Annotated in this window: 14 protein-coding genes; 8 read left to right on the top strand and 6 right to left on the bottom strand. The window is 38.9% G+C overall.

Annotated elements, in window-relative coordinates; translation table 11 throughout:
• Positions 1-112 precede the first annotated feature (112 nt).
• The gene (gene lipA / locus MF646_RS17600; RefSeq protein WP_250097823.1) at positions 113-1,021 is read left to right on the top strand and encodes a lipoyl synthase; all 909 of its coding nucleotides are present in this window, start codon (positions 113-115) and stop codon (positions 1,019-1,021) included.
• 135 nt (positions 1,022-1,156) lie between these two features.
• On the top strand, positions 1,157-1,294 hold the full coding sequence (locus MF646_RS17595; protein WP_250097822.1) for a hypothetical protein: 138 nt from the start codon (positions 1,157-1,159) through the stop codon (positions 1,292-1,294).
• 347 nt (positions 1,295-1,641) lie between these two features.
• Here the strand turns inward: MF646_RS17595 and MF646_RS17590 are convergent, their stop codons facing one another.
• The gene (locus MF646_RS17590) at positions 1,642-2,274 is read right to left on the bottom strand and encodes a YhcN/YlaJ family sporulation lipoprotein (protein ID WP_250097821.1); all 633 of its coding nucleotides are present in this window, start codon (positions 2,272-2,274) and stop codon (positions 1,642-1,644) included.
• A 152-nt stretch (positions 2,275-2,426) separates the two neighbouring features.
• Here MF646_RS17590 and MF646_RS17585 point away from each other — a divergent pair, with 152 nt between their 5' ends.
• A complete protein-coding gene (locus tag MF646_RS17585; protein ID WP_250097820.1) occupies positions 2,427-2,726 on the top strand; it encodes a YutD family protein in 300 nt (99 codons plus the stop codon).
• 48 nt (positions 2,727-2,774) lie between these two features.
• Here the strand turns inward: MF646_RS17585 and MF646_RS17580 are convergent, their stop codons facing one another.
• Together MF646_RS17580 and MF646_RS17575 are read right to left on the bottom strand one after the other, a co-directional pair.
• Positions 2,775-3,065: a cytosolic protein gene (locus MF646_RS17580; protein ID WP_250097819.1), complete on the bottom strand. Its 291-nt coding sequence runs from the start codon at positions 3,063-3,065 to the stop codon at positions 2,775-2,777.
• Positions 3,066-3,127: 62 nt separating this feature from the next.
• Complete coding sequence (locus MF646_RS17575) at positions 3,128-3,394, bottom strand: DUF3055 domain-containing protein (protein WP_250097818.1); 267 nt, start codon at positions 3,392-3,394, stop codon at positions 3,128-3,130.
• A gap of 179 nt (positions 3,395-3,573) precedes the next feature.
• Between MF646_RS17575 and MF646_RS17570 the strand changes: the two genes are divergently transcribed.
• From MF646_RS17570 to MF646_RS17560, 3 genes are all read left to right on the top strand, one after another.
• Positions 3,574-4,023 carry a DUF86 domain-containing protein gene (locus tag MF646_RS17570; RefSeq protein ID WP_250097817.1) on the top strand — a complete coding sequence of 150 codons (450 nt, stop codon included), beginning with the start codon at positions 3,574-3,576 and terminating at the stop codon, positions 4,021-4,023.
• A 117-nt stretch (positions 4,024-4,140) separates the two neighbouring features.
• Positions 4,141-4,791, top strand: coding sequence for a helix-turn-helix transcriptional regulator (locus MF646_RS17565; protein ID WP_250097816.1), 651 nt, complete (start codon positions 4,141-4,143; stop codon positions 4,789-4,791).
• 32 nt (positions 4,792-4,823) lie between these two features.
• Positions 4,824-5,591, top strand: coding sequence for a TIGR01457 family HAD-type hydrolase (locus MF646_RS17560; protein WP_250097815.1), 768 nt, complete (start codon positions 4,824-4,826; stop codon positions 5,589-5,591).
• Positions 5,592-6,047: 456 nt separating this feature from the next.
• Here MF646_RS17560 and desA read toward each other — a convergent pair whose 3' ends face one another.
• The 3 genes from desA to MF646_RS17545 form a co-directional block, all read right to left on the bottom strand.
• Positions 6,048-7,076 (bottom strand): Delta(5) desaturase DesA, encoded by a 1,029-nt coding sequence (gene desA, locus MF646_RS17555; protein WP_250097814.1) that lies wholly within the window; start codon positions 7,074-7,076, stop codon positions 6,048-6,050.
• A 148-nt stretch (positions 7,077-7,224) separates the two neighbouring features.
• Entirely contained in the window at positions 7,225-8,853 is a 1,629-nt protein-coding gene (locus MF646_RS17550; RefSeq protein WP_250097813.1) for a PAS domain-containing sensor histidine kinase, read from the bottom strand.
• 285 nt (positions 8,854-9,138) lie between these two features.
• Positions 9,139-9,636, bottom strand: coding sequence for a phosphatidylglycerophosphatase A family protein (locus tag MF646_RS17545; RefSeq protein ID WP_250097812.1), 498 nt, complete (start codon positions 9,634-9,636; stop codon positions 9,139-9,141).
• A gap of 127 nt (positions 9,637-9,763) precedes the next feature.
• On the opposite strand from MF646_RS17545, the gene yutH reads away from it, so the two are divergent.
• Positions 9,764-10,804 carry a spore coat putative kinase YutH gene (gene yutH, locus MF646_RS17540; RefSeq protein ID WP_250097811.1) on the top strand — a complete coding sequence of 347 codons (1,041 nt, stop codon included), beginning with the start codon at positions 9,764-9,766 and terminating at the stop codon, positions 10,802-10,804.
• A gap of 369 nt (positions 10,805-11,173) precedes the next feature.
• On the top strand, positions 11,174-12,472 hold the full coding sequence (locus MF646_RS17535) for a homoserine dehydrogenase (protein ID WP_250097810.1): 1,299 nt from the start codon (positions 11,174-11,176) through the stop codon (positions 12,470-12,472).

The following is a 12,472-nucleotide window of genomic DNA, read 5'->3' as shown; positions in this document are numbered from 1 at the left end:
TGATTGGAAATTTTGAGCGAGCGTTTGGTTATTTTTCGAAAATCATGATAAAGTAGTATAGAGAAAAAGTGTTCACGAGTTTTAAATAGGTATTTTGGATGGAGTGAAATAAATGGCAAAGAAAGAAGAGCATTTACGTAAACCGGATTGGTTGAAAATAAAATTAAATACGAATGAGTCCTATACGGGTTTAAAAAAAATGATGCGCGAAAACAAACTAAATACCGTTTGTGAAGAAGCGCGCTGCCCTAATATTCATGAATGCTGGGCTGTTCGTAAAACAGCGACCTTTATGATTCTTGGGGATGTTTGTACGAGAGCATGCAGGTTCTGTGCCGTGAAGACAGGATTGCCAAATGAGCTTGATTTACAAGAGCCAGAGCGTGTCGCAGAGTCAGTTGAGACAATGGGTCTCAAGCACGTTGTTATTACTGCTGTTGCCCGTGATGATTTGAAGGATGGCGGATCTGCTGTATTCGCTGAGACTGTACGTGCGGTTAGAAGACGCAGCCCTTTCTGTACGATTGAAGTACTGCCATCGGATATGTTAGGGAGCTTTGATAACTTGAAGACGTTGATGGATGCCCGTCCAAATATTATGAATCACAACATTGAAACGGTTCGTCGTTTAACGCCGCGGGTTCGTGCGCGTGCTACATATGAGCGGACACTAGAGTTCTTACGTCGTGCAAAAGAAATGCATGCTGACATTCCGACGAAGTCAAGTTTGATGATTGGTCTTGGTGAAACAAAAGAAGAAATCATTGAAACAATGGATGATCTACGGGCAGCTGATGTCGATATTATGACAATTGGTCAGTACTTACAACCGACGAAGAAACATCTAAAAGTTCAAAAGTACTATCATCCAGACGAATTTGCCGAGTTAAAAGAAATTGCATTAAGCAAAGGGTTCAGCCATTGCGAGGCTGGTCCATTAGTTCGCTCTTCTTATCACGCTGACGAGCAAGTAAATGAAGCGCAAGTTCGAGCAGAAGCGAAGAAGGTTACAAATCAATAAAAAAAGCACTAAAATGTGAGGGTTCGTATACAGAGTCAGAACCTGTAATTTTAGTGCAATTTAGGGACGGAAATCATTTTGGTTTTTCGTCTCTTTCGTTATTTGCTGCAATATTATGAGGGGGTTATCAAGCTAATGACAACCCAACTGAGTCCGGTTAAAACTAGAATAGGTACATCATCAAAGGTGATGAAAGCCCAAACGAGCCCAGCTACATTTAAAAAGGTACATCATCAGGATTATGAGAACCCAAACGAGCCCAGTTACACCTAAAAAGGTACATCATCAGGATTATGAGAACCCAAACGAGCCCAGTTACACCTAAAAAGGTACATCATCAGGATTATGACAACCCAAATGAACCTAGTGACACCAGAAAAGGTACATCATCAAGCTAATGAATGCCCCCTAACTACTCCAATTAAATCAAAGAACGTACATCATCAAAAAAATGAAAGCCGCAGCTTTAATCAGTTTAAACGTTATAAAAACGCAATGGGTTAAAAATACTCCATTGCGTTCTCATATTAAAGTGATATTCATATGTTTCGGGTGTCCTACTCACCCCACCCTTATTTTAAAGGAGCGGTTTTACATTTTCAGTACCATTTGCCCTGTTATTATCGATCCATAAGTCTTCTCTGTTTCGATTGCATGATGTTCATATCATCGTCGGTGTTTTCGTTGTACTCTCCTTGTGGCGATTCTAGCTTCATTTCCTCAATTGTCTGTTCTAATGTACGTTCGATATCGGCAGTAGCTGAAGTTAAATGTTGGAATCGTTCGATTTCATCAAAATGATCGTGGTTATCTGAAATATAAACTTCATAATATCTAGGTACAATAGACAATGCACTGCGTTTTACTTGGTCTGCAACATATTCACGGTTATGTGCTTGAGCATCATATGCAACAAGAACGTACTTGTCTGTTACAAGAGCCCCAGCTTCACTTACGACATCATTCGTTAAGACCATTCTTGTTACGGCATCTGACAAACGTCCGCGATCAATAACAGGAATGACAGGTTGTCGGCCGTTACCCATGACAAGGTCTCTTTCGTAACGTGTATAGCCGAAGTGATTATAATCGTTTGTTTCGTTCAGTTGGTTAATTGGATAGTGTCCACCATTTGGCTGATGACTGTCGTAATTAGCTGTGCGTTGCAATGTTTGTCCTTGTTCAGGCATTTGACATCCAGTAACAAGCATCATCGTTGCAAGGCCGCCAACTAATAATGATTTTTTTATCATGATCAAACCCCCTCTCTTTTCAGATTGACCCAAATACGGCTCTTTTACTGCTAGTAAATGATGGTGATGTTACAGTTTTCGGGAAACCTGTTGCAAGTGTGTCGTCTTCTTGTGTTATAATTTAAGAAAGCAAAGTTAAAGAGGTGAGCCATATGGTTCGCATACAAGGGATGCAATATGAAATTGTTGAAGATGTAAAAAATGGATGGAACGAAGAAGCATTTAAAGATCGCTACGCTGATGTCTTAAACAAGTATGATTACATAGTAGGTGATTGGGGTTACAACCAATTAAGGTTGAGAGGCTTTTTTGAAGACAAGCATAAAAAGTCAACACACGATACAAAAATAAGCACCTTGCCAGACTATTTGTATGAGTACTGTAATTTTGGCTGTGCATATTTTGTCATTAAGAAAGTGAAAGTACCAGCATCTCAAAAAGGGAAAGAATAAGAAAGGGAAAAAAGCAGTCTGCAGAGACTGCTTTTTTCTAACCTCTCACTAATCATTCGTAGTGTAAGGAGGCTCCTCATTTTTGTTTGTATCATCATGAGTGGGGTGAGCCTCCGGAAACTGCCTAGGTAAGTTTTGGTGTAGAGACTTAAATTCATAATTAAAGGCGCTATAGTAGCGCTGCCCTGGTTCCCATGGTGTACTCTTATTTGAAACAGGCTTATCTTTATTGATTGGTGAGCCATATGGCCCCTCAGGAAAGTCTTCTGCAGCAAGGAAATTTCGCTGTGTTTCAACATTTGAAAAGTCGAAATACTTTTGTTCCTCTTTATCAGTCATAAAAAAGACACCTCCTATTCGGTATTTTGTGCGAATGAGGTGTTTTTTATTTTGTGGTGCGCCTATACAATTTCGTACAAAAATGAGCGTAATTCTCCTGCCTCTTCAGAAGTTAAGTTGAAGGCATGTTCTATGTATCCTGGTTCATCAAGGTCATCTGAACCAATGATTGCAAACCGGTTTGATTGGACATCAAGAACAAGTTGTTTTCCGTAATATCTTGATGAGTTAATAATAGCAAGATCAAAACGTTGATTCTCCCCCATAAAGCTTACAAAGCGAGTGCGAGTTTCTTCAATATCGTCGTATAAAAAAAAGCGCTCAGACATAGTATTGCTCCTTTCACCGTGTATATTTAGTATCATACCACGGAAGAGGATTGGAAGAAATGAATCAATGCTTGTATGTGATTCTTTATGCTCAGGATGACATGGATGTTGTATACTAAGAGAGAACAAAACATGTTGTGAAGAACGCGAAGAAGAGAATAATGTGTGGAGGTATCATCATGTATTTTGTAGATCGGGATAAAATTGAACAAACACTCCATTATATGGAATCACTACAAGAACAGGTAGAACAATTAACTTCTTGTAATAATTTAACAGAAAAGCTAGCATTAGAGCGGCTTGCTTATGTCGTTATTGAATCAATTATTGATGTTGGAAATAGTATGATTGATGGATTTATTATGCGGGATCCAGGTGGGTATGAAGATATTATTGACATATTAGAGGATGAAAAAGTTGTGAAGGCTAACGATGCGGTTGCTTTAAAAACAATCATTGGTCTGCGCAAACAGCTAATTGCCAATTATTCAGAGGTGAACCACCGTCAAATAGTGGAAATATTAACGAATTATGAGGCTTCCTTAACACAGTTTCCTTTAGATGTGAGAAGGTATTTGTCAGAGGAGTTAGGTCCGGTTAGTGCGTTTTTGCCAAATGAGAGAAGCTAATTAAGACGGATATGGATGCGGGTTCGAAGTTTGTCACCTGAGGCACTTTCATAAAATTAGGTTTTTGAGCCGGTCCTTTTGAGTTTTTATCGTTCATCGCATACAATGGTGATAAGGATGGTGATCGTTGTGAGGAATGAGGCGAACTCTACACGTCAAGTCATCTTAACGTTGTTAAAACGCAATCAAGAGCTAACAGTTTCAACTTTGGCTACTGAATTAGAGGTAACGGAGATGGCCGTTCGAAGGCATTTACGGGAACTTGAGAAGGAGAAGCTAATTGACTCTCGGTTGGAAAAACAAGCGATGGGACGACCAATTCATAAATATTACTTAACAGAAAAAGGAAGCGAAACGTTTCCGCGGAATTACAGCGATTTATCATTGGGCATTCTTCAAGATGTTGAACAATTAAGCGGAAGTCAAATGGTTGATCAATTATTTGAACAGCGCAGAGAACGTCTTTATGAGAAGTACGAAGCAGAAATTAAAGGCTCTTTTGCTGAACGAATTGCAGCACTCGCCCGCGTTCAAAGCGAAGGTGGCTATATGGTCGAATACAAAGAGTTGGATGATGGGGAGTATGAGTTTATTGAGTATAACTGTCCAATTGCTCAAGTGGCAAAGGAATATCCAATTGCTTGTACTTGTGAACAACAACTGTTTAAGCGTTTGCTAAAGACCGATCATGTTGAACGAAAGTCATGTATTGCGAAGGAAAATACGTCATGTTGTATATATAAAGTAAAAGAGAACAAAGAGGAATAGAGGATGAAGTTTCTCTATAGGAAGAGGGATGTATGAAAGGCTATAAAGGTTTTTTAATCGATTTGGATGGAACGATGTACCGTGGAAGTGAAAAAATTGATGAAGCTGTTACCTTTGTGAAGGAACTTGAGAAGAAAGAGCTTCCTTATTTATTTGTTACAAATAATTCCACTAAGAGACCGGAGCAGGTAGCCGAACACTTACGTGAAATGGACGTTCCGGCAACGGCTGAGCATGTATTTACAACAAGTATGGCAACAGCTACATATATTTCAGAGCAAAAGAAGCAAGCGCGTGTGTGCATGATTGGTGAAGAAGGGTTGAAGTATGCTCTTGAAGAAGAAGGGCATGAAATCGTTGAAGAGAATGCTGATTTCGTCGTGATGGGGTTAGACCGCGCGATTACGTATGAAAAGCTAGCTGTTGCAGCTTTGAATATAAGAGCAGGAGCAACGTTTATCGCAACAAATGGCGATGTCGCGTTGCCAACGGAGCGTGGATTAATGCCGGGTGCAGGTTCATTAATTTCTGTTTTGTCAGTAACGACAGGGGTTGCGCCTAAGTTTATTGGAAAACCTGAATCAATCATTGTTGAACAAGCATTGGATGTTATCGGCTTAACAAAAGACGAAACCATCATGATCGGTGATAACTATCATACCGATATTCTTGCTGGAATACGAGCAGGGATGGATACATTGATGGTGTATACAGGGGTATCAACAAAGGAACAAGTAGAGGCGCTAGAAGATAAACCGACGCATGCTATTGATACATTGGCAGAATGGACGTTTGATTAAGAGGGAAGCACATCTATTTGCAGGTAGTTCCGATAACGTAGAGAAAATCTAAAATCGCAACCCCCAATAACATACGATTTCGTAACATAAATAACAATACAAGACACCAAAAAAGCTTGAGAGAATTTTACAGCCCTCAAGCTTTTTTCTTTGATGTAATGTACTTATTAAACTATAGCTCCCGATTGTACAAGTTCATTCGACACTGAAGCTAAAGCGAATTTGATAAATAAGCGGAGGAATTTCTCTTAATTAGGAAATAGCACTGAAAATAGTTTAAATAGACGGAAAGAGTCTGACTATTGACTCGAAAAACGTAAAAATGGGTAATTTTGCATTGCTTAATCGGAAAACCTCCGCTTATATACCGCGAACCATCTCTAGTCTGCAGTCTAACAGAAAAATTTCCGCTTATTGGCGCTCTTCAAACCCCATATTAAGTTTATTTTTCTCTATTTATGCTGCCTTTGCTTTTTTATTCTGCAAGAGCGCTCTTATATCGCGATTGCCAATAAATCTATTTTCTTGATCATCCCAAAGCTTAAAGCTAAGAGATTTTAAGCTAGATAATAGTGTTAATGTTGGAACATCCTGCAGCTTGGGATCACTTAAATGAGCTGCTTCGAGGTGGTAATTCGGTACACGAGAATTCAAATGGTGAACATGATGATAGCCAATGTTACCAGAAAACCACTGTAATAATTTTGGTAGTTTATAATAAGAGCTACCTTTTAAAGCAGCCTCAACAAAATTCCAATTCTCATTGTGTTCAAAATAACCATCTTCAAATTGATGCTGTACGTAAAACAGCCATACGCCTGCAAAAGTTGCGATATAAAAAATCGGTAGCTGCACGAGAAGGTAGTTTGTCCAACCAAGTGTAGATCCTAACACGAAAACAATAGATGCTAACACAATATTCGTTATCCAAACATGTCTCCGCTCTTTTTGGGAAGCTCCTTTCGTATTAAAACGATAATCGATTAAAAAGATATATAAAGGCCCAATTAAAAACATGACGATAGGGTTCCGGTACGTTCGATAAGCGAAGCGCTTAAACGAAGATGCATTCACATATTCCTGCAATGTCATCGTCCAAACATCGCCAACTCCGCGCTTCTCCAAGTTTCCATTTGACGCATGGTGAGTTGTGTGACTACGTTTCCACTGTTCAAAAGAACAAAATGTAAATAGTCCAGTAATGATACCGACGATTTCATTTGCCCTGCGACTCTTGAAAAAAGAGTAATGTGTGCAATCATGAAAGATGATAAACGTTCGCACCAAAAAACCTGCTGCAGGGATGGCAAGTAACAAGGTCAACCAATAAGAAATGTCTAAGCTTACATACGCTAAAATCCATAATCCTAAAAAAGGTCCAACTGAATTAATTAATTGACGCACACTAATAGATACCCGTGACTGTTCAAATGGAGCTAGTTTTTTCTTCCATTCACGAATATCATTTTTACCGTATTCACTCATTAAAATTATCACCTCACGCTAATTCTATCAGATGATGGGAAAAAAACTATGCTTATTTATTGGAAGTCTTAAATTAGACACGTTTGCTTAGTAAGAAAAAGGGGCTATTCCAAAAGGTGTGACGCTGACCTTTGGAATAGCCCCTCAATTATTGATGCGTTGTCGGCAAAGTAATTGTAACGGTAGTTCCTTTATTTAGCTTACTATCAAAATGAATACGACCGTGATGTGCTTGAATAATTCGATAGCTCACTGCTAGTCCTAGCCCAGTTCCTTTCTCTTTTGATGAATAAAAAGGTTCTCCTAAACGTTCCATTCGATCTTCATCAATGCCGTTCCCGTCATCATGAATTATAATTTGAAGCTTGTCCTTGACCTCACCTACGTGAATATTAATATTCTTAGAATCGGCTTCTATTGAATTCTTAATGATATTTATAAATAATTGCTTTAATTGGTTTGGCTCACACTCAATACGATCTAATGTGTTATCTCGATTATATTCAATTTTGACGTTATATAAATTAGCTTGGGATTCTAGCAACCACATAACACTAGCAAAAATTTGATTGATATCACACTTATCAAACTGAACTTCACGAGGTTTTCCTAATGCTAATAGTTCACTAGAAATTTGATTGATTCTTTCTAATTCATCGAGAATAATCGTATAGTAAGATTGGTTATTGTTATCGTTTGATTTCATAAATTGAATAAACCCTTTTATCGATGTTAAAGGGTTTCGAATTTCATGAGCAACGCTTGCGGCAAGCTCACCGACAACTGAAAGTTTTTCTGTCTTACGTAACCGTTCTTCTGTTTCTTTTTCCTTTGTCACGTCGATTGCGTAGCCAATTGCTCCAAATACCTCGTCATTATACATTGTTGGTACAGCTGTACATCGGAAGATACGCTGACTGCCATCTTTATGGGTTACAGTAATTTCCTGATTTACCCAACTTATTTGTTCTTTTAGAATCTGGTTAAAGGCTCGGATAACTTCTCTTTTGCTCTTTTTCTCAATTAGAGGCAAAATCGATTTCCCTTGAAAATCCTTCGAGTCATATCCTGTCATCGCATTAAATTGCGGGTTCAATTCTAAAACGTTCGCTTGGCGGTTTAAAATAAATACTAATCCAGGGTTAAACTCAACTAGAGACTTATAATTTTGTCGGCTTTTCTCTAACTTCTTCTCAACTTTAACTTGATCCGTAATGTTCCGCCCCATCACGACTAATTCTTTTCGAGATCCATCTTTATTAAAGATGGGCACTTTAATCGTATCGAATGTTTTTGTAGTCCCATCAGGGGAAGGGATTTTTTCAATACACCGCGATACTTTCCCAATTTTCCAGGCTTCTTCATCGGAAGCTTCGCAGTAATAGAACGCCTCACGGTAAAATTCGCTATATTCAGCTAGTTCACTATCTTTTTTACCGACATAATCAACGTGCTCAATTTGAAAGAGTTTTAAAGCAAAATCATTAGCTTGAGTCCATCTGCCTTGTCCATCTTTAAAGTTAACGAAATCAACCATTGAATTAATTAATATCTCTAGTTTTTCCTTTTCAGCTTGAACGGCTTGAGTTTCTGCTTTTTTGACGAAGGCATAATAAATAAAGAAACCCGATAAAATGACGAAAATAAACCCTTTTATTTGCTGTATTAATATATATACCTGTAGATCTGAATTCAATTGCGCAACGATATAATCGGTTACCAGTATCCAAATTATCCCAAGGGTGATGTATAGTAAAACTTTTCTTTTTTTATGCATTGTGATCCCCCTGTATAGTCTGTCGCTAATAGTTCATTTTACCATCAGGAGGCACATTGTGGGTTAACAATTTCCTTCCAGTTTAATAAGAGTTTTCCAAAAAAAGAATAGGCTGTCTCGAAAGGTTCTTTCTTTGACCTTTCGAGACAGCCTTGGGGCAATGTAGTAAATCGCACCATTCTTTTAAAACCTTTTAAGAGTAGTTTTTTCAAAACGGGCGACGAGCGTGCATTGCACTTTTTCAAAAGGCCTTACTTTGACCTTTTTGAGAAAAAAACGCCAACATTACTCCGTATTTGCTGCACTGTGTGCAAGACGACTTGATGCTGCCGCTGCAATTGCTCCGACAATGTCATCTAAAAACGTATGGCAGCTTCCTGATTCTTTGTCGTTCAATTTCTCTAAAATACCGGGCTTTTGTTTATCAATGTACCCGTAGTTTGTGAACCCTATAGAGCCATAGACATTCACAATGGATAGAGCAATAATTTCATCAACGCCGTATAACCCCTCATCTCGGTCGATGATGCCTTGCAAAGGTTCATCAAGTAAATTCTTTTCAGCAAGGATATCTAGCTGAATCCCAGTAATGATTGCATTTTGTACTTCTCGCTTGCGAAGGACTTTATCGACGTTATCTAAACAAACATCTAGTTGGAGATCCGGGTGATACTTTACTTGTAAAAAGTAGACGAGCTCGGCAATATCCTCTAAAGTTACCCCTCGTTCGACTAACCATTCTCTCGCTTTTGTTTCAACTTCGTCCATAATCCTCTTTGTCATCGAAACACCTCCGTCGGCATGCTGCCTGAATATGACTATAGGCTAATACTAGTCTACTGTCCACATACACATTTTATTCATTTGGGTCATAGACTAGGTAAAGGAGTAAGGTTAAGGAGGGAAGGAAATGTTTGAGAGGAACCTTTATGATGTGTATGGGATTTATTGTGAAAAGCGCTTTTCCATTGGGGCATACGAAGGCTTTGAAGCTGATGGTAAGTCGTACATTTTGTTGCCGAAAGAAGAGTGTATGTCACAAGAAGATGAAATGATTGCCTTTGCTGATTTCATGCGATCGATTGGCGATACTTCTGTACTTGAACCTCTTTATACTCTACAAAGGAGAAGAACGGGCTTAATTGACGGGCAAGAAGTTTATGTTTGTGCTTTGCCGATGACGTCGGAAAGAAATGAAGGGCATTTTAGGTTTCAAACGCTAGAAGAGAAGGGTGGACATTTAGCAGCTATTCACCATTTTGGAAAGCAGTTTTCATACCAAAAGCGAGGATATGATTTTTACGGTCAATGGCCGAAATTGTGGGAAACAAGGTTGGAGCAGTTAGAAGGTTGGTATCAGCAAATATTGTACGAGAGACCGCAATCTTATGTAGATGAGGCTTTTTTGTTTTCTTATCCATATTTTATGGGACTGACGGAAAATGCAATACAATATGTTGTCGATGCAACTTTGGATGATCCAACCCGTAATCAGGAAAAGCCCACTATATGTCACAGGAGATTTACGGACCGAACGTGGGTTGTCTTATCGGAAGAAGGAGATATCGTAAAACGTCCGACGGAATTTGTTTACGATCATTCTTGTAGAGATTTAGCTGAATGGACGCGAGATCAGCACTTAACAGAAAAGAATTTTCCGTGGGGAAGATTGAATGAGTTTTTAAAGGGATATGAGCAGTACGAACCGTTGTCGACCTATTCATGGAAGCTATTATATGCAAGATTGTTATTTCCGCTTCATTATTTTGAAGCAATTGAGGCCTATTACCGAAGTCAAATACAAGAAGAAAAAATTCATCTCGGGCAATCTTTTTTCCGAATGCTTGAAAATGAATATAAAAATGAACGCTTTCTAAAAGAATTTGCAGAAACTGTACTTATGAATAAAGGAGTCGGTACAACAATCGTACCACCGCTTGATTGGTTATAGTGGATTTATAATTTGAGGCTAGTTAAACAGTAACTAGTCTTTTTCTAATGCGAATAGAGTAAAGAAATAAGGGTTCGTCAAGGGTAACTGAAAGTAGAAACAATGAAGCGCAATGGCTATGCACGGCGCATTTTCTGAGAAGGTTACTCAGTGAAGGCTTAAAAGAAAGCGACGGTGTCGCACATTGCATAGATATCATAAAAAAAGCCGCGCATGCACGGCTTTTTTATGATATCTTATACTTTTCTGAATTTTATTAAATTATCTATTGTACTTAGACGAAAAGAGGTCTATAATGTCCATTATAGATAAACAAATGTACTTTTTGAGTATACATGAATAGAGTAATGGAGAAGGAGTGGAGAGAGTATGTCAGCAGCGGAAGTTCGCGTCGGATTACTGGGTTTAGGGACAGTAGGAACAGGGGTTGTTTCCATTATTAGCCGCCACCAAGATGAGTTACGTCATCAAGTAGGCTGTCCAGTAACAGTAAAAAAAGTGCTAGTTCGTGATAAAGAAAAACAACGTCCGGTGGATCTTGATGAATCACTTGTGACGGATCAAATAGAAGATGTTCTTTTCGATCAAAACATTGATGTTGTGATTGAAGTAATGGGAGGAGTAGAAACGACGCGCGAGCACTTGCTTACGGCTCTTCGCAACGGGAAGCATGTAGTTACAGCTAATAAGGATTTAATGGCTTTGTACGGTGCGGAACTATTACAAGTAGCTTCTGAAAATGGCTGCGATTTGTATTATGAAGCTAGTGTAGCTGGTGGGATCCCAATTTTACGTAGCTTAAGTGATGGACTGTCTGCAGATCGCATTACGAAAATGATGGGGATCGTTAATGGTACGACAAATTACATTTTAACGAAAATGACGCAAAATGGCAGCTCATATGAAGAAGTGCTAAAGGTTGCTCAAGAGCTTGGATTTGCAGAAAGTGATCCAACAGCTGATGTTGAAGGGCTAGATGCAGCAAGAAAAATGGCTATTTTAGCGACACTTGGTTTTTCTATGGATGTGAGCTTAGACGATGTTTCTGTTAAAGGAATTTCATCTGTCACAAAAACAGATCTAGATTACTGTGATCAACTTGGGTATACTATGAAGTTAATTGGGCTAGCTAAGCGTGATGAGGGGCGTGTGGAAGTGAGTGTGGAACCTACATTGCTGCCGAAAGAGCATCCACTAGCATCCGTTCATAATGAATATAATGCGGTGTACGTATACGGTGAAGCAGTAGGAGAGACGATGTTTTATGGACCAGGGGCAGGTTCGTTGCCAACGGCTACTGCTGTCGTTTCTGATTTAGTATCTGTCATGAAAAACATGCGTTTAGGTGTATGTGGCAGACAGGTACAAGAGCCATTGCATGCTCGAGTGCTCAAAAAAGCAAATGAAATTGACTCGAAATATTTCATGCGTTTACGTGTACTAGATAAGGCTGGCACGTTCCAGGCTGTTACAAGTTTATTTGCTAGCCATGATGTAAGTTTTGAGAAGCTCTTGCAGCTTCCAATTGAAGGTGAAGAAGTGGCTGAAGTTATTGTAATTACACACCATACAACTAAAGAAAATTATGAACAATTATACAATAAATTATCTGAGCTTGAAGTCATTGAATCGATTGAAAGCAGCTACCGTGTCGAAGGAGGACGTTAA

Origin of the sequence: Halalkalibacter alkaliphilus, from assembly GCF_023555415.1 — a bacterium.
Taxonomy (GTDB): domain Bacteria; phylum Bacillota; class Bacilli; order Bacillales; family Bacillaceae_D; genus Halalkalibacter; species Halalkalibacter alkaliphilus.
This window is presented reverse-complemented; position numbering and strand designations above follow the sequence as displayed.